This window comes from Chryseobacterium sp. SIMBA_029 (assembly GCF_046535275.1).
In the GTDB taxonomy this organism is placed as follows: Bacteria; Bacteroidota; Bacteroidia; order Flavobacteriales; family Weeksellaceae; genus Chryseobacterium.
Map to the genome: position 1 here is coordinate 1 of NZ_JAWRXA010000393.1, position 267 is coordinate 267.

General features: G+C 59.6%; 1 protein-coding gene. It reads left to right on the forward strand.

Annotated features, from left to right (window positions below; genetic code table 11):
• Positions 1-267 (forward strand): polysaccharide deacetylase family protein (locus SB679_RS24570; protein WP_410704893.1); only part of this gene is annotated, 267 nt, incomplete at both ends.

A 267-nucleotide genomic window follows, 5' to 3' on the forward strand; every position in this document is an offset into this window, starting at 1 on the left:
TCTTGGCCGAGTACGACTACCCGGCAACCCTCTTCTTGACCAAGAACACCATCGCGGACAACCCCGGCTTCTTCAAAGCCTTCCATGCACAGGGAAGCCTGGTGGAAAACCACACGGTCACGCACAACGTGAATATGGTGCGGCAGTGGGGTTACCAGCAACAGTTAAACGACATCGTGGGGATGCAGGACTATGCCACGCAGCAGTTCGGGCGGCGCCCAACCCTGTTCCGGCCGCCAGGTGGGGACTACTCCACTGTGATGCGCC